Here is a 15,608-nt window from a genome sequence, read left to right on the forward strand (position 1 = left end):
ACTCACTTCCAGCGTCTGGCGTAACCACTGAGATCGGCGCCAGACGATGACTGGCGCAACTACGCCAGCGCCCAGCTACACAGATCTACAACTCGTTGGCTTAAGGCGCGCCAAGGTGGCTGCAAATCTTCGGTCACCGGAATATATCGGGCACAGCCCGAGCTTAATCGGCCACCACAACCAGCGCTTCCAGCGCTTGGCGCAAACCACTCGGGATCGGAGTTGGCCGATTACTCGCACGATTCACGAATACATGCACGAAGCGCCCGGCCGCACAGGCTTGGTCATCACCCGCCTTGAAGATTGCCAATTCGTACTGCACCGAACTGTTGCCGAGCTTGCCAACCCGTAGACCGACTTCAAGCGCATCGGGAAAGGCGATCGAGGCGAAGTAGTCGCACGAAGAGCTGACCACGAACCCCACCACCTCGCCTTCGTGAATGTCCAGCCCACCGCGTTCAATCAGGTAAGCATTCACCGCGCTGTCAAAATAGCTGTAATAGACGACGTTGTTCACGTGGCCGTAGATGTCATTGTCATGCCAGCGCGTAGTGATCGGCTGGAAGTGGCGGTAGTCGGCACGCAAATGCTGCGGTTGTTCGGCCATTGGGAATCCTTGAGTAGGCAAAGCGCTGCGCCACGCTAACGCGACGCAGCGCGCGGCTCAGTATGCTGCTTGGTAAATCGCCAAGGCGTCGGCCTCGGTGACTTCGCGCGGATTGTTGACGAGCAGGCGCTGCTGAAGCATCGCCTCCTTGGCCAGCTGCGGCAGCATGTCTTCCGGCACGCCGGCATCGCGCAGACGGGTCGGCAGGCCAACGCGTGCGCTCATCTGCTCGAACTCCTCGATCAGCTGCTCGGCGTAGGTCGAAGGGTCATCGGTGCGCAGCCGGTCACCGAGGATGATCGGCGCCAGCTCGCCGTAATGCGTCGTCGCGGCGCTGACGTTGAAGCGCAGCACCTGCGGCAGTACGAGCGCATTGGATAACCCGTGCGGAATATGAAAATTGCCGCCCAACGGATAAGCCAACGCATGCACCGCCGCCACCGGCGCATTGGCGAACGCCTGGCCGGCCAGACAGGCGCCTAGCAGCATGGCCTGCCGCGCCTCGCGGTTCTGCCCGTTGTGCACCGCCTCGTCGAGGTTGGCGGCCAGCAGGCGCAGCGCCTCGCGAGCCAGCAGGTCGGACATGGGGTTCTTCTTCAATGCGCTGGTATAGGCCTCGATGGCATGCACCATGGCGTCGATACCGGTGGCGGCGGTCACTGCAGGCGGCAAGCCAAGGGTGAGATCGGCATCCAGCAGCGCCAGGTCCGGCAGCAGCATCGGCGAGACCACACCCATCTTGGTCGTCTCGCCAGTGGTGATGATGGCGATCTGGGTGACCTCGGACCCGGTGCCAGCAGTGGTCGGCACTTGAATCAGCGGCAGACGTTTGCCCTTGGCGTTACCGACTCCGTAGATGTCTTGCAGCGATTGCGAGCAATCCGGATGCGCCAGCAGTGCCACCAGCTTGGCCACGTCCATCGAGCTTCCACCACCGAAGCCAATGATGAGATCGGCTTTGAGCGATTTGGCCTGTTCTACCGCCGCCATGACGATGTGCTCCGGCGGGTCGGCGATGACCTGATCGTAGACCGCGACCTGTAGCCCTTCGGTCTCGAAGCCCGGCAGTACTTCGCTGAGCAGGCCGAAACGGGTGATGCCCGGGTCGGTCACAACCAGCACCGAGCGCGCGCCGCGCTCCTGGCAGAGGCTGGCCAGGCGGCGCGACGAGCCGGGCTCGCAGATCAATTGAGCGGTTGTAGCAAAGCTGAACGGATGCATCGGTGCCTCCTGTGATTGATTAGCTCAAAACGCGAAGTCGCTTTCCGGCAGCGCCATCAGGCAATTCGCACCGCCCTGGATCGCCTCGCGATACGCACTCGCTCGTGGCAGTACGCGGCGCAAGTAGAAATCCGCGCTGGCCAGTTTGGCCTGGTAGAACGCCTGCTCGCCTGCGCCTTGCTCCAGCGCGTCCTGGGCCCGCGCCGCTGCCTGCAGCCAGAGCCCGGCCAACAACACATAGGCCGAGTACTGCAGAAAGTCTACCGACACCGCGCCGATTTCCTGCGGATCGCGCCCGGTCGCAGCGATGATCTCGGCGCTCAACTCGCGCCACTCACCGATCCGCGCCTGCACCTTGGCCGCCATTTCACGCAGCGCCGGGCGATCGATCTGCTGGTCGCAAATCTCGCTGAACTCCGCCTGCAGCGCCGACAGCTCCGCGCCGCCGTCACCGAGCAGCTTGCGACGGATATAGTCCAGCGCCTGGATGCCATTGGTGCCCTCGTAAAGCTGCGTGATGCGGCTGTCGCGCATCAGCTGCTCCATGCCCCACTCACGGATATAGCCGTGGCCGCCATAGACCTGCACGCCCAAGCTGGCGACCTCCTGGCCCATATCGGTGAAGAAGGCTTTGACGATGGGGATCAGCAACGCCGCGCGCTTGCTCGCCGCCTTGCGATAGCCTGGTTCGGGATGGCCGTGTTCCAGATCTAGCTGACGGGCGCAGTACGCCGCCAGCATGCGGCTGCCTTCGACCAGGGTTTTCTGCGTCAGCAGCATGCGCCGCACGTCAGGATGCACGATGATCGGGTCAGCAACCTTGTCCGGATGCTGAGCGCCAGCCAGTCCGCGCGATTGCAGACGCTCGCGGGCATAGGCCAGCGAACCCTGGTACGCCTGTTCGGCAATGCCGAGACCTTGCAGGCCGACCTGGAAACGTGCGTCGTTCATCATGGTGAACATGCACGCCAGGCCCTGATTGGGCTCGCCGACGATCCAACCGGTGGCACCATCGAAGTTCATCACGCAGGTGGCGGCGCCCTTGATGCCCATCTTGTGCTCGATGGCGCCGCAGCTCAGTGCGTTACGCTCGCCCGGCGTACCGTCGGCCTTGGCGATGAACTTGGGGACCAGCAGCAAACTGATACCCTTCACCCCGGCCGGCGCATCCGGCAGGCGCGCCAGCACCAGATGCACGATGTTCTCGCTCATGTCGTGCTCGCCGCCGGAGATGAATATCTTGCTGCCGCTGACCCGGTAGCTGCCGTCCGCCTGGGGTTCGGCCTTGGTGCGCAGCAGCGCGAGATCCGTGCCGGCCTGCGGCTCGGTCAGGCACATGGTGCCGCTCCAGCGGCCGCTGACCAGCTTCTCCAGATAGGCGTTCTTCAACTCGTCGCTGCCGTGCTTGTACAGCGCCAGCACCGCGCCTTCGGTCAGGCCGGAATAGATGCGGAAGGACAGCGAGGCGCCCATCAGCATCTCGTGGAAGTTGCAGGCCACCAGTTGCGGGAAGCCCTGGCCGCCATACTCGGTCGGCCCAGTCATGCTTGCCCAGCCGTTATCGACGTACTGCCTGTAGGCTTCGACGAAGCCCTGCGGCGTGCGGACCTCGCCGTTTTCCAAGGTCACGCCTTCTTCATCGCTGTTGCGATTGAGCGGCGCGATCTCACCGCCGGTGTAGCGCGCGGCTTCTTCCAGCACGCCATCGATCAGCTCGCGATCCAGGCCGTTGCCGAGCAGCTCGCAATGAGCGCTGGCGTCGAACAGCTCGTGCAAGACGAAGCGCATGTCACGCAGGGGCGCCTTGTATTCCATGCTCAAGCCTCCTTCTTGTAATCGACGAAACGGCCGCCTAGGGTGGCCAGGCTTTCGATCAGCTCGGCAGGCTGCCAGTGCTCGCCGTGACGCTCGGCCAAGGCGCTGAGGCGATCACGAATGGCCGGCAGACCCTGGCGATCGGCCCAGGTCATCGGCCCACCAACTTCCGCCGGGAAGCCATAGCCGTTGAGGTAGACGGTGTCGATATCGGTACTGGACTCGGCCATGCCTTCCTCAAGGATCTTCGCCCCCTCGTTGACCAACGCCAGCAGGCAGCGTTCGAGAATTTCCTCAGTGCCGATATCGCGGCGCTGGAATCCGAGGCGCTCGGACTCGCGCTGCACCAGCGCATCCACCTCCGGATCGTGCTCAGCGTGGCGGCTGCCCTCAGCGTAGCGGTAGTAGCCCATGCGAGATTTCTGACCGAAACGACCCAGCTCGCAGAGGCGATTGTCGACCTGTACCTCCGGCTCGTCCTGACCCTTACCAGCCAGTTCGCGGGCGCGCCACTCCAGATCGATACCGACCACGTCGTACATGCGGAACGGCCCCATGGCGAAGCCAAAGGCCTGCAGCGCAGCATCTACCTGATGCGGATAAGCGCCTTCGAGCAGCATCATGCGTGCCTCGCGTACGTAGGTGGCGAGCATGCGGTTACCAATGAAACCCTGGCAGTTGCCAGCGATCACGCTGACCTTGCCCATGCGCTTGCCCAAGTTGGTGGACGCGTCCAGTACCGCTTTCGAGGTCTTCGCGCCGCGGACGATTTCCAGCAACTTCATGATGTGCGCCGGGCTGAAGAAGTGCAGGCCCACGACCTGCTCCGGGCGCGCGGTAACGGCAGCGATGGCATCGATGTCCAGCGCCGAGGTGTTGCTGGCAAGAATGCCGGTGGGCTTAACGATGCCGTCTAGCTCGCGGAAAATGTTCTGCTTGAGTTCGAGGTTTTCGTATACCGCTTCGATCACCAGATCGACATCGGCCAGCGCTTGGTAATCCGCCGCCTTGCTGATGCAAGCCCGTCGCGCAGCCGCTTGAGTCTCGTCGATGCGACCCTGGCGCACGTTGTGCGCGTAGGTGTCAGCCACCACGCCCAGCGCCTGCTCCAGCATCTCGGGGTTGTTATCCAGCCACAGCACCTGCACGCCGGCGTTGGCCAGGCTCATGACGATACCGCGGCCCATGGTGCCCGCACCAATCACGGCGGCGGTCTGGATATCGAAGCGGGTTTGGCTCATTGCAGCAGTCCTCGTCGCAAGGCAGAAAAAACAGAAGACCTACCTTAGATGAAGACGCTACTATTTTTGAAATTTAGTCTTGTGATACTTCCGATTCATCCGATGAATATCTATAGCTTCGATCTCAACCTGCTCCGCGTACTAGACGCCCTGCTGCGTGATCGCAACGTCTCTCGTGCCGCCGAGCGGCTTTCACTCAGCCAACCGGCTGTCAGCAATGCGCTCAATCGCCTGCGTGAATTGCTCGACGACCCACTGCTGGTACGCGTCGGCCGCACCATGCAACCCACGCCCCGGGCGCTGAGCCTGGAGGCGCCGATCCGCGATGCGCTGCAGCAGATCGAGCACACGCTCAATGCCGGTGACTTCTTCGATCCAACCACTAGCCGCCAGCGCTTCGTCATTGCCGTGACCGACTACGTCGAGTTGATCTGCATGCCAGCGCTGATGGCGCATCTGGCAAACGTGGCACCGGGGATCCAGCTGGCGATCAAGCACCTGACACCGTCGCTGCCGGCCGAAGCGCTGGATCATGGCGAACTGGATCTGGTGCTGGGCCGCTTTCACGACGTGCCCACCCGTTTCCACACTCGCCGCTGGGCCAACGAAACCTTGCAAATCGCGCTACGCCAGGACCATCCGCTGGTCGGCGACACGCTCGATCTTCCGGCATTTCTGCGCCTGCGCCACCTGTGGGTCCATGGCGGGCAGACCCGAGGAATGGTCGATCAATGGCTGGAAGACCACGACCTGGCTCGCGACGTCGTCTACACCACGCCCAACTACCTCCAGGCCGCCCACATCGTCGCCAGCAGCGATCTGGCCGCCGTGCTTCCAACCCAGCTCGCCCGGCATTTCGCGAAGCTGTTGCCCTTACGACTGTTCGATCTGCCGTTCGACCTCGGCGCCTTTCAGTTGGATATCGTCAGCGTCGCCCAGCGTGAACGGGATGCCGCATTGCAGTGGCTGATCGAGCAGATCGTGGCCGTTTCGCGCCAATGAAGCCGTTCGCACGAGCAATGGGCATCCTGAACGACTCGATGCGGAAATAAAATTTCTTTTCAACGAGCGAGGGGATGATGACTTGGCCGGACAGCAAGGGGCCTCCAATCCAAGGCCTGCGGAACACTGCATGGAAGCGCCTCAATGACAAACGGTTCCTGTCGAATAATACCGATAATTAACAGCCGCTTAACTTCACCGAACGGATAATCTTTGCTACCTATCTAGCTATATAAATACAAATAAAAATATATATCTGTACTTATTTCTTTATCTGCGTATATTGCCTCGCACTGCTTCGCAATTAACACTTCGACACCCAGCTTGATGTTTCATCAGTTTCATCTCCTTGGTTCGTTTTGCTTCTAGCTTCTCAGTCTCGGCGCTGAATGTTTAGTGTCGCAGCCTAAAAAACAACTTGGGAAATACATCATGTCTGATCGTCAAAATGGCACAGTAAAGTGGTTCAACGATGAGAAAGGTTTCGGTTTCATCACTCCGACTGATGGAAGTGAAGACCTGTTCGTTCATTACCGTTCGATCGAAAGCTCAGGTTTCAAAAGCCTGAGCGAAGGCCAAGCGGTCTCTTTCATGGCCACCAAAGGTCAGAAAGGGATGCAGGCCGATCAGGTTCAAGTCTCTTAAAGGCGCCTGGTATGGAAAACCCCGCTTCGCTGGCTATGTAAAAACAGCACGCAAAGCAGCGGTAGATAAAAGCAAATGCCCCGACTGGTTCGGGGCATTTGCTTTTTCGGCTATAAAACAGTGCAGGGCGTGCTCCGGCCAATAGCTCGACCCTTTCATTACGCCCCCTAGTACGTCGCGGCTCGATGGTTTGTTTTAGGCGTGTACCGCTAACAATATCGCGCGACGCTGAACGGCTCTGACCATCAACAAGTCGGCCTCATCTGAGGCCACCGAGACGGTGCTCAACGGTGTAGCGTCCCATGTCGATTGCTTCTGGGTTGGCCAGCATTGCGTCCATCCGCTCAAACACTGCGGCAGACCATGAGGGAAAACGCTACTTGGCACTCATGGATTGGTGCAGCCTGCGATTGGTATATGGATCGGACTACTACCGAAGCTGACTGGGCCGTTTTGCCAGCGAGATATCTAACCGGCTGAGCGGTCGCGATAAATGCATGCATCACCTGCAACCGCTCTTGTTGATAGCCTGTTATGCGGGCTTGCCTCCCGACATCCATACCGATCAGCACGCGTCACGCAACCGGCTAGCCGTCACGCCTCGTTCCCGCATACCGGCGTAGCCATTGGCAACCTGACGGTGAAGACGGTGCCCTGGTCGGCTTTTGAATCCACCTCGATACGCCCCTGATGCGCCGCGACGATTTCACCGGCGATATACAAACCAAGCCCCAGCCCTGAGTTGGGCCCATGTTCGCCTGCGGCGTACTGAGAATGCCGGCTCATGGGGTTGAAAATGTAGGGGATCGCCTCTTCGGCTATCGGTTCGCCCTGGTTGCGTACCGAAAACACCGCGAAGCCGCGATCAGCCTGGAGGCTGACGATGATTGGCGAGGTCTCGTTTCCATGCTGAACGGCATTACCGATCAGGTTGGAAAACACCTGCTCCATCCGCGACGCATCGAATTGGCCAATCAGCTCCGCGCTTGATTCAAGGACAATATTGCATTGCGGATGGTAAGCACGAACTTCCTCGACCATGCTTTCACATATGAACGTCAGGTTGGTTTCTGTCATCTGTACGGGGATGCCGGTGCCAATTTGCGAGCGGGTAAAGTCAAGTAGATCGCTGACAATCTTGTTTGCCCGCTTGACGCTGGTATAGATGCGCGACGCGATCTTGGTCTGCCGGATCCCCATTTCCTCGGCCCGAAGCAGCACCTCGGAGCCGAGCAGTATTGCGCCCAGCGGCGTGCGCAAATCGTGTCCGAGAATACCGAGAAAAACATTTCTCGATGCCTCCACAGCCCGCGAGTAACTTGCGATCGACTCAGCGAGCGCCTGATCGATGGCCTCGTTAAACCGGATCATGTCTTCCACTTCGAAATCCGTGCCGCTTTTGATTTCACGAAGCCACTGCATCAACACGCTAGAGCGCAAGGCGCGATATTCAGAGACCATTTGGTCGATGGTGAAGCCGGCTACCAGACGAGTCACCGCGTGCGTTTCGGCGGCGGTTTCGTCCTCGCGGTCCGGCGCATTGCCCTTAGATTTGTCGATTTGCTCAGCGAGCGTCTGCGGCGTTTGCAGATCTGCCGCAATGGCTCTAAGCATTTGCTCGGCATGGTCGCGCAGTTCAACCGAATCCATCGCTCTGGTTGCTGGCGTAATGCTTTTGGCGAAGTCTTCCCATGCCTGCAGAATCGGCTCGAGATTACTGATGATGAAATGGGCAAGGCGCATCGGGGTATAGCTCCGCAATAAAGGGGCGGTCAACTCGGCGCAGGGACGTCAAACTGGGCGGGGTTTGCCGGTGCTGTATTGGCATTACTTGCCACTAACAGCATGGGATTGAAGGAGAGAAACGATAGTATCGTATAGCCATCACGGCCAATTGTTTTATTGTGCCGACTCCGACCGACGGATATAAAACGAATCGGTAAAAACAACATGGCGCGGCGCGTTCAACCCACTGAGGTGTTATTACTCTTCCATGCCGAAGTGTTAGGCATCGTTTTTAGGCGTTCAGAAGGTGGCCGCGTTAACGCAATACGCGAGGCATAACAACAAATTGCATGCAGCTTATTCATCGATTAGAGATGGTGAAAAGCCGCGCAGTTCGCCACCCCGGCGCGCTTGCTAGCCAACAGCATCCCAAGAGCCTAGGCCAGCCTAATCAGATCGGTCGCACGAGCGAACCAGCGCTTGTTTCATGACTGGCGATAAACAAGCCGATGTTCAGAATGCAAAAAACCCGCCGAAGCGGGTTTTTTCCTGACCGTATCGAATCCTTTCGAGCGCCGTCCTGGCAGTGGTCGATCTTCCTGATCCTGAGCGCGTCCTGCGCTTCAGAGTGGGTGTAGATTAATCATTCGCCGCAGCAAGCTAAAGCGGTGATCGACGCAACCTTTTGTAAGCCTTTGGCTATACCCGCATCGTCTCGCCCATTATGAAGCGCGCAATGAGCACCACTATCGGAACCGATGATTACGGGCCAACCACGCTGTAAGCCCCGGAATAAGGGACATTCGCCATGCTGGCGGCGTCTCGGCGCATCGAGACGAGCGACGCTTGCAGGTCCTGCAACCTGAAAGCTCCGAGCGCAGCCAATAGCCCTACTATCGATACGTATTAGTTCTTAGCAGGGGGATGGGTGGCACAGGTCAAAGGCGCTTGTGGTAATGACTGGGTTCCCAATACTTCGTTAGGAGCGGCAACGCCGGGCCGCGCCAGCCACGCTTGCGCAGCTGTTTTGCAATCAGCACGTTCATGACCCGATGCCCGATAAGAAGCACGCTTTCGTGCGCTTCAGCCAGCTGGATCAGCTTTTCGGCGGCGGCGCCGGCACGCCGGGTCGACTCGTCAACGTGCTCGGTATGATCGGCGAACCCGCAGAACCAGGCCGTGCGAAAAGCTACCCGCCAGACACGGGAGGGCAACAACGGAACGGGCCAGTCCGGGTATGGCAGGTGCGCCTCGGCGAACAAGGGATCGGGTTCAATGCCGCATTCACAGCTTAGGCATGAGCGCGATTCCACGCACCGCAACAATGAACTGCATAGCACCGCCCCAACCGAGCCGGCGAGCTGCACAAGCCTCTCGGGACGCTCATCAGCGGCTATGTTCGCGGCGTTGTAACGTTCGACCCAGGCTTTCATGCCGGCCGGCGTGCTCCAGGGCGCGGCCGAATGAGCGGGTCGACCGTGACGCACCAGAATGATCTGCATGGAGGTAACCGAAAAGAGGGATAAGGCTTCGAAAGCCGTCCGGTCTGCCGGTTCCGCAAATCCGACGGCTGCCGCGCGCAGCGGCGGCCGTCATTCGGGAGCTGTATCGGAGCTCAAGCGTGCTCCCCACCGGACATCAGGCGGGGCGTGGGCTCATGGCTTATCGAGTTCATCCTGCTTTTCCAGGAATTCCTCTTCGAGCATCGCGTCCTTGACGGCCTGCGGTTGCTCGTCAAGCAACGGATCGTTGATCTCACCAGCCGACAATACTTTGGTGTCCAACTTGCCCATCAGGTGTTCGAGGGCATGGCGCATCTTCTCAGCGGCGCCGTCGACAGCCAACTGCACCGACTCAGCCTTATGGGTCACCGAGACGGCTTGGTGGCCCTTGGGCCGCGCTTCTATTTGGCAGCGCTTGTCATCGGCACCAGCCTTTTGTGCGTTCTCGTCGCTGACGTGCACCTCGACCCGGGTGAGGAACTCGTCGAATCGCTCCAGCCGCTCCTCTATGGTCGACCCTACCCACTCATGCAACTCGACGCTACCGGGGATGTGATGGCTGTTGACTTGAACATGCATGCGACTACTCCTGGTTTATGACGTACCTACTTAGGTTCGAGGCGCCTGTACCGCCGAGGTTCAGCGGCTTCGTCTGGCTGGATTCTCGCCTGGGCAGGATTGCCCCACCTGCCGCAGGTCAGTGAACCATTGCAGAGGGAGTGGCGGAGCCAGTCATGATGAGTCATTTACTGCTATCAAGCCGCGCGCTACTCCTCTGTCAGCTGCCGATAGCGGCGTTGGTATTCCTCGTAGGGCAGGTTTTCACTCAGCAACCGCTGCAGTTGCTGCGCGCGGTAGGCGTCCTTGCTCAGCGGCGTGCTCTCGGCGACCTGGGGACCGGCCGTTCCAAGCCCGCGGGCACTAGTGTGGAAGAGCTGGTGGGTCAGTTCGGCGATCTTGTTTTCAGCGCTGATAAACTTGTCCAACCGGCCGCTGCCCCAGCGCGCGTCATATTCGGCCTGGCCCACTTGGCGGCCTCTCTCGAAGACGCGGATGTCGGCGTAGTTCATATAAAGCAGCAGATCCCAACGCCAGGTGCCGGTATAGGTGGTGCTGAGCGGGCAGCGCTCCGGGCTGCTGCCAGCAGCCAACTGGCGGATTTTGAAGCCTTTGTCCCTGAGCAACTGCTGGTAGGTGGTGTTAAAACCGTCGCGAAGGCCCACTGCGGGAATCGTGCAGATTTCCGGAGCCAGCTCGGCGGACAGGCTGGCAGGCGTGACGGTCTGCTTGATACTGCAGCCAGTGATGGAAAGCGTCGCGATAAGCAAAAACAGCGGGGCGGCGCGCATGGTGACGTCCTGTCCGAATGAGAGAGCAGGCATTTTGCCATCAATCGATCTAAGCCGCCTCGCACCGTTAGTCGCGCCCCGCCAGCTTCTCTGTATTGACGTGATCGGCACGCCCACCGAGGAACCAGCCCACGGCACCCCACACCGCGGCACAGACGGCGCCGACCAGGGCGACTAGCACCGCACCTTGGCCGAGGCTGTCGAGCAGGCTCTTGACCCAGCCGCTCATAGCGTCGCCGCCACGATAGACCACGGTATCAATGAAGTTCTTCGCCTTGTATTTGCTCTCCGCGTCCAGCGGTGCGAAGAGCATTTCCCGCCCCGGTCGCACGAAGGCGTACTCGCCGATCCTTCGCACAATCATCACCGCAGCCAGCACGGCGAAAGTCGGGGCCATCGCCAAGCCGATGAAACCCAGGCAGACCAATGCCGGCACCGCCACCAGCAGCACCCGTACCCCGAGGCGCTGGGCGATGCGTCCGGTGATGAACAGCTGGGACAACAGTGCGCCGGCCTGCACGACGAAGTCGATCACGCCGAATACCCGCACCTGCTCAGCGCGGTCCGGGAACAGCTCGGCGACCAATCGCGCCTGCTCGAAGTAAAGAAAGGTGCTGGCCGTGGTCAGCAGCAGGACAAAGGCAGCAATGCCCAGCAGATAGCTGGAACCCAGCACCCGCGTCAGACCGCTGAACGGATTGCCGGCGACCGGCCGCCGCGGGCTTTCGGCATGTTCGGCGCCGGGTCGGCCAGCGCCCAGCACCTCGCGCCACGCCATCAGGTAGTGCTTGATCGCCACCGCAGCCGCCAGCAGCAGCGCCGCCAGCAGCATCAGGCCGAACTGCCCAAGCAGGCCCACCAGCAAGGCGCTCAGAGCCGGCCCGACAAGCCCCCCAACGCTGGCTCCAGCTGCGATGAAGGCGAACAGACGGCGTGCCTGAGGCGCATCGAACACGTCGGCCATCAGGCTCCAGGCCACCGAAACCACGAACAGGTTGTAGACCGAGATCCACACGTAGAACACCCGCGCCAGCCAGATGCTGTCGCCCAGAACAAAGAACAGCCCGGCAAACAGCAGCAGGTTGAGGCAGAAGAAGCCGTACACCCAATCGATGTAATGAATGCGTGCCACGCGCGAGTTGAGCCAGGCAAACAGCGGCACGGCCAGCAGCATAGAGAAGAAGGTCGCGGTGAACAGCCACTGCAGATTGTCGACGCCGCCCTGGATACCCATCGACTCGCGGATCGGCCGCAGCATGAAATAGCCAGCGAACAGGCAAAAGAACAGACCGAAACCGGCCAGCGCCGCTTTCAGCTCACCAGGGCGGGCGTTGATCAGCGCGGAAGCCCGCGCGGCAAGCGAAGTCATCATTCAGCCTCCGAAGGCATCCCGCGCAACGGCAGTTACTGGAAGGCTTCAACGACCAGTTGCCGCTGGCGCGCGTCCGGCAGCCGGCCCTGCCCAGCCAGGATGTTGTCGGCCATATAGCGCGGCGTGGAGGTTGCGGGGATCACCGCGGTGACGGCTGGCTCGGCCAGGATGAACTTGAGCAGCAGTTGCGCCCAGGAACTGGCGTCGATCTCGGCCGCCCACGCCGGCAGCGGCTTGCCCTTCACCCGCGAGAGCAGGTTGCCACGGGTAAAGGGTCGGTTGATCAGCGTCGCGATACCGTTGTCGGCGCAGTACGGCAACAGCTGCTTCTCGGCATTGCGCTCGCTGACCGAGTAGTTGAATTGGACGAAGTCGACAGGCTCCTGCTTGAGCACCTCGAGTAATCGGTCATGCGCGGATTCGACATAGTGCGTCACCCCGATATAGCGGATGCGGCCTTGCTCCTTGAGCTCACGCAGCAGGCCGAGCTGAGTGCTGGTGTCCTGCAGGTTGTGCACCTGGATCAGGTCGATGGTGTCGGTCTGCAGTGCCTTGAAGCTGTCCTCGATCTGCGCGAGGCCACGCTCGCGGCCAGTGGACGATACCTTGGTGGCGAGGAACACCTGCTCGCGTGCGCTCTGCCGCTGAACCAGTTCGCCCACCACTCGGTCGGCATTGCCATAGCTCGGAGCGGTGTCGATCAGCTTGGCGCCGCCTTCGACTAATACCCTCAGCACCTCGAGCAGGTCCTGCATTTCACTATCGTCGAGGCTGATGTCGTGGGTACGGGAGGTGCCCAGCCCGACCACCGGGAGTAATTCGCCCGAGGTTGGAATCTTGCGCATGCGCAACGGTTCGGCAGCTCGGGCGAACAACGGCCATAAGGTGCCACAGGCGGCAATGGTGGCTAACAGGGCGGAACGATGGAGCAGCTGGCGGCGCGTCTGCATGGGCGGTTCTCCGGTTCGGTCGGCGTATCGAGGCTTGAGTATGGTCGACGCAGCCGAAACCACCGGCCAGCCCCTGAATAAGAGCTTTTCCGTTTGTTTCAGTTGCCTGCATGAATGCGGAAAAGGCCGCCAGCCATGTAAAGAATCACTTCATCGGATAAGCGCAGTCATAGTGGCAATATGATTTCATTTGCGTTTAACTGCGCATCGCCATCGGCCTGTGCCGAATGGGCTTCCAACCGCCTACCGGCCCCGCCCTATCGAGACAATGATGCACCCGAACCCTTCCCGGCGCGCCCGTATGCCGGCTACCCCTGCGCCAAGACCACGCCGGAGCAGAAGAAAGCGACTGATCAGCATGGCCTATGCGCTGGGCCTGATTCTGGTGTTCCTGCTAAGTCTACTGCTACTGCCAGACGATACCGGGCTCGGCAAATTGCTCTGGAACGCGCTCGACGCCGGCGCGAAAGCCGGCGTCTAACAGCGGCAGCCTGAAGCTTAAACGCGGAAGCGTCCGACCAGCGTCGCCAGGCTCTGCGACAGCGCCGACAGCTGCTGACTGGCCTGCATGCTCCGGCCGGAATTGGCGGCGGCATCGTTGGAAAGATCGCGAATATCGCTGATGTTACGGGCGATCTCTTCGGTGACGCTGCTCTGCTCCTCGCAAGCCGTCGCGATCTGCGCGGCCATATCGTTGATACGCTGAACCGAATGGGTGGTCTCGGCCAGCACCTGATCGACACCCGCAGCGCGTTCGACACTGTCGCGCGCCTTGCCGCTGCCGGCGTGCATCGCCTGTACAGCCTTGGCGACACCACCCTGCAGTCGCTCAATGCGTAACTGGATATCCTTGGTCGATTCCTGAGTCCGGGCCGCCAGCGCTCGGACCTCATCAGCAACCACGGCAAAACCACGCCCCTGCTCGCCGGCTCTTGCCGCTTCGATAGCGGCATTGAGCGCCAGCAGGTTGGTCTGCTCGGCGATGCCGCGAATGACTTCGAGCACGGCGCCGATGCTGGCGGCTTCTTCGGCCAACGCTTCGATGGTCTGTGAAGCGCCTTCCACCTCTTGGGCGAGCTGACGGATCGACTGGATGGTACTGCTGACCACCGCAGCCCCCTGACGCGACTGGGCATCCGCATTGCGCGCGGCATCCGAGGCGTTTTGCGCATTGAGCGCCACCTCATGAACTGCTGCACTCATTTCAGTCGCAGCGGTGCTGACCTGATCCACCGCTGCGTGCTCACCGCTGATCAGCTGATCGTTGGTCGCGGCCATATCGGCAATGCTGCGCGCTGCCGCATCGACCTCGCCGGTTACGCGACCGACCTCTGCTATCAAGGGTTGCAGCTTGTCGAGAAAGCGGTTGAATGCGTTGCCCAACTGACCCAGCTCGTCAGCCGACCGCACCTCTAAACGGGTGCGAAGGTCGCCGTCGCCCTCGGCAATTTGCTGAACACGATCAAGCAGGCGGCGCATCGGATGTAGCACCACAAAAGGCAGGCCAAGGATCAAAAGCGCGCAGCCGAGCAGGCCGACTACCAGCACGGCCAGTTGCTGCATGGACGTCGCAGCGCCTTCAGCTATTGCACGCTGGCCTTCGGCGTTCGCCGCCTGGTCTTCAAGCTCGCCAAGCTTGTCGATGACATCGCGCATGGCATCAAATCGCACCTCGCTGTCGCCGAAGCTCAGCGTACTGGCAGCTTCTGGCTCGCGATCGATCTGTGCAATCACCTGTTGCGAGGACTCCGACCACTGCTGAAAACCGCGATTGAATTGCTCGACCAATGCCAGCGCCTCGGCACCAGGCTGCATGGCAGCGAACTTCTGCACGCGATCATAGGCCTGCTTGAGATTCTCCGCGTGACTGGCCTTGAGCGCTTGATAGTGCTCGGCCGCCTCGCTGTCGAGCAGACTGCGTTCTGCGACAAGCGCCTGGTAGAGATCCCGGTCGGCATTGAGCAATAGGCTGATGCCCGGCAGGTGACGCGTCGCCAACTGCTCGCTCGAGCTGGCAACCCGGTCGATGCCGTGCATACCGACAACACCCATCAACGCCAGCAGTACGGCCAGCGCGCTGATAGGCAGGGTTATTTTCCAGCGGAATCCGAGGTCGGCAAAAAAGCGAGACATGGCATAGCTCCTGAGGCTTGTACGTTTTATCGGCCGCGCTGCCAGC

The 15,608-nt window shown here is 60.6% G+C and carries 14 protein-coding genes; 3 read left to right on the plus strand and 11 right to left on the minus strand.

Going from position 1 to position 15,608, the window contains the following annotated elements:
• Nucleotides 1-163: 163 nt before the first annotated feature.
• From CH92_RS20190 to CH92_RS20205, 4 genes are read right to left on the minus strand one after another with little or no spacing between them, the layout of a single operon-like run.
• Complete coding sequence (locus CH92_RS20190; RefSeq protein WP_025243571.1) at nt 164-607, minus strand: acyl-CoA thioesterase; 444 nt, start codon at nt 605-607, stop codon at nt 164-166.
• 57 nt (nt 608-664) lie between these two features.
• Entirely contained in the window at nt 665-1,828 is a 1,164-nt protein-coding gene (locus tag CH92_RS20195; protein ID WP_025243572.1) for an iron-containing alcohol dehydrogenase, read from the minus strand.
• A 24-nt stretch (nt 1,829-1,852) separates the two neighbouring features.
• Nucleotides 1,853-3,643 (minus strand): acyl-CoA dehydrogenase C-terminal domain-containing protein, encoded by a 1,791-nt coding sequence (locus CH92_RS20200; RefSeq protein WP_025243573.1) that lies wholly within the window; start codon nt 3,641-3,643, stop codon nt 1,853-1,855.
• Between the two features lie 2 nt (nt 3,644-3,645).
• Nucleotides 3,646-4,884: a 3-hydroxyacyl-CoA dehydrogenase gene (locus CH92_RS20205; protein ID WP_025243574.1), complete on the minus strand. Its 1,239-nt coding sequence runs from the start codon at nt 4,882-4,884 to the stop codon at nt 3,646-3,648.
• 102 nt (nt 4,885-4,986) lie between these two features.
• Here CH92_RS20205 and CH92_RS20210 point away from each other — a divergent pair, with 102 nt between their 5' ends.
• Both CH92_RS20210 and CH92_RS20215 read left to right on the plus strand, forming a co-directional pair.
• Nucleotides 4,987-5,886 (plus strand): LysR family transcriptional regulator, encoded by a 900-nt coding sequence (locus CH92_RS20210; protein WP_025243575.1) that lies wholly within the window; start codon nt 4,987-4,989, stop codon nt 5,884-5,886.
• Between the two features lie 432 nt (nt 5,887-6,318).
• Nucleotides 6,319-6,531, plus strand: coding sequence for a cold-shock protein (locus CH92_RS20215; RefSeq protein WP_025243576.1), 213 nt, complete (start codon nt 6,319-6,321; stop codon nt 6,529-6,531).
• 594 nt (nt 6,532-7,125) lie between these two features.
• On the opposite strand, the gene CH92_RS20220 is transcribed toward CH92_RS20215, so the two are convergent.
• The 6 genes from CH92_RS20220 to CH92_RS20245 all read right to left on the minus strand — a co-directional run bounded on the left by CH92_RS20220 (nt 7,126) and on the right by CH92_RS20245 (nt 13,429).
• Nucleotides 7,126-8,274: a sensor histidine kinase gene (locus tag CH92_RS20220; RefSeq protein ID WP_025243577.1), complete on the minus strand. Its 1,149-nt coding sequence runs from the start codon at nt 8,272-8,274 to the stop codon at nt 7,126-7,128.
• A 920-nt stretch (nt 8,275-9,194) separates the two neighbouring features.
• The gene (locus CH92_RS20225) at nt 9,195-9,758 is read right to left on the minus strand and encodes a hypothetical protein (protein ID WP_025243578.1); all 564 of its coding nucleotides are present in this window, start codon (nt 9,756-9,758) and stop codon (nt 9,195-9,197) included.
• 153 nt (nt 9,759-9,911) lie between these two features.
• The gene (locus CH92_RS20230) at nt 9,912-10,337 is read right to left on the minus strand and encodes an HPF/RaiA family ribosome-associated protein (protein WP_025243579.1); all 426 of its coding nucleotides are present in this window, start codon (nt 10,335-10,337) and stop codon (nt 9,912-9,914) included.
• Between the two features lie 188 nt (nt 10,338-10,525).
• On the minus strand, nt 10,526-11,107 hold the full coding sequence (locus tag CH92_RS20235) for an Sbal_3080 family lipoprotein (RefSeq protein WP_025243580.1): 582 nt from the start codon (nt 11,105-11,107) through the stop codon (nt 10,526-10,528).
• Between the two features lie 67 nt (nt 11,108-11,174).
• Nucleotides 11,175-12,479, minus strand: a complete 1,305-nt coding sequence (locus CH92_RS20240) for an NTP/NDP exchange transporter (RefSeq protein ID WP_025243581.1) — start codon at nt 12,477-12,479, stop codon at nt 11,175-11,177.
• A 32-nt stretch (nt 12,480-12,511) separates the two neighbouring features.
• Entirely contained in the window at nt 12,512-13,429 is a 918-nt protein-coding gene (locus CH92_RS20245; RefSeq protein WP_025243582.1) for an aldo/keto reductase, read from the minus strand.
• Between the two features lie 358 nt (nt 13,430-13,787).
• Here CH92_RS20245 and CH92_RS22420 point away from each other — a divergent pair, with 358 nt between their 5' ends.
• The gene (locus CH92_RS22420) at nt 13,788-13,910 is read left to right on the plus strand and encodes a hypothetical protein (RefSeq protein WP_256059228.1); all 123 of its coding nucleotides are present in this window, start codon (nt 13,788-13,790) and stop codon (nt 13,908-13,910) included.
• A gap of 17 nt (nt 13,911-13,927) precedes the next feature.
• Here the strand turns inward: CH92_RS22420 and CH92_RS20255 are convergent, their stop codons facing one another.
• Entirely contained in the window at nt 13,928-15,562 is a 1,635-nt protein-coding gene (locus tag CH92_RS20255; RefSeq protein WP_025243584.1) for a methyl-accepting chemotaxis protein, read from the minus strand.
• Nucleotides 15,563-15,608 lie beyond the last annotated feature (46 nt).

The organism is Stutzerimonas stutzeri (assembly GCF_000590475.1).
Classification (GTDB): Bacteria; Pseudomonadota; Gammaproteobacteria; order Pseudomonadales; family Pseudomonadaceae; genus Stutzerimonas; species Stutzerimonas stutzeri_D.

Coding starts and splice junctions, on each gene's coding strand:
- CH92_RS20190 (WP_025243571.1), bottom strand. CDS start 607: ATGGCCGAACAACCGCAGCATTTGCGTGCCGACTACCGCCACTTCCAG.
- CH92_RS20195 (WP_025243572.1), bottom strand. CDS start 1,828: ATGCATCCGTTCAGCTTTGCTACAACCGCTCAATTGATCTGCGAGCCC.
- CH92_RS20200 (WP_025243573.1), bottom strand. CDS start 3,643: ATGGAATACAAGGCGCCCCTGCGTGACATGCGCTTCGTCTTGCACGAG.
- CH92_RS20205 (WP_025243574.1), bottom strand. CDS start 4,884: ATGAGCCAAACCCGCTTCGATATCCAGACCGCCGCCGTGATTGGTGCG.
- CH92_RS20210 (WP_025243575.1), top strand. CDS start 4,987: ATGAATATCTATAGCTTCGATCTCAACCTGCTCCGCGTACTAGACGCC.
- CH92_RS20215 (WP_025243576.1), top strand. CDS start 6,319: ATGTCTGATCGTCAAAATGGCACAGTAAAGTGGTTCAACGATGAGAAA.
- CH92_RS20220 (WP_025243577.1), bottom strand. CDS start 8,274: ATGCGCCTTGCCCATTTCATCATCAGTAATCTCGAGCCGATTCTGCAG.
- CH92_RS20225 (WP_025243578.1), bottom strand. CDS start 9,758: ATGCAGATCATTCTGGTGCGTCACGGTCGACCCGCTCATTCGGCCGCG.
- CH92_RS20230 (WP_025243579.1), bottom strand. CDS start 10,337: ATGCATGTTCAAGTCAACAGCCATCACATCCCCGGTAGCGTCGAGTTG.
- CH92_RS20235 (WP_025243580.1), bottom strand. CDS start 11,107: ATGCGCGCCGCCCCGCTGTTTTTGCTTATCGCGACGCTTTCCATCACT.
- CH92_RS20240 (WP_025243581.1), bottom strand. CDS start 12,479: ATGATGACTTCGCTTGCCGCGCGGGCTTCCGCGCTGATCAACGCCCGC.
- CH92_RS20245 (WP_025243582.1), bottom strand. CDS start 13,429: ATGCAGACGCGCCGCCAGCTGCTCCATCGTTCCGCCCTGTTAGCCACC.
- CH92_RS22420 (WP_256059228.1), top strand. CDS start 13,788: ATGGCCTATGCGCTGGGCCTGATTCTGGTGTTCCTGCTAAGTCTACTG.
- CH92_RS20255 (WP_025243584.1), bottom strand. CDS start 15,562: ATGTCTCGCTTTTTTGCCGACCTCGGATTCCGCTGGAAAATAACCCTG.